Origin of the sequence: Methylobacterium sp. 37f, assembly GCF_023093475.1 — a bacterium.
Taxonomy (GTDB): Bacteria; Pseudomonadota; Alphaproteobacteria; order Rhizobiales; family Beijerinckiaceae; genus Methylobacterium.
The window spans coordinates 1-432 of sequence record NZ_JAGHKN010000126.1 but is presented as its reverse complement, the minus strand read 5'-3'; the positions used below and the strand labels follow the sequence as shown (position 1 = coordinate 432).

The 432-nt window shown below is 64.6% G+C and carries 1 protein-coding gene; it reads left to right on the top strand.

Annotated elements, in window-relative coordinates; genetic code table 11:
* On the top strand, window positions 1-432 hold a 432-nt coding region (locus tag J7U37_RS24935), incomplete at both ends, for a KUP/HAK/KT family potassium transporter (RefSeq protein ID WP_247637504.1).

Below are 432 nucleotides of genomic sequence, written 5' to 3'. Positions count from 1 at the left end.
GCGCTGACCGGTGCCGAGGCGCTGTATGCCGACATGGGCCACTTCGGCGCCCGCCCCATCCGGTACGCGTGGTTCTACATTGCCATGCCGTGCCTGCTGCTGAATTACTTTGGCCAGGGCGCCTTGCTGCTGCGCGAGCCGAGCGCCGTGCAAAACCCGTTCTTCCTGTTGATGCCGAGCTGGGCGGTTGGCCCGATGGTGCTGCTCGCTACGGCGGCCACCGTCATTGCGTCGCAGGCTGTCATCTCTGGCGCGTTTTCGATGACGGCGCAGGCCGTGCACCTGGGCTATGCGCCGCGCATGAAGATTCTCTACACGTCGGATGTGGAAATCGGCCAGATCTACGTGCCAGTGGTCAACTACATGCTCCTCGTGCTGGTGGTGGCCGTGGTGCTGGCGTTCGGCAAGTCCGACAACCTGGCCGCGGCGTAC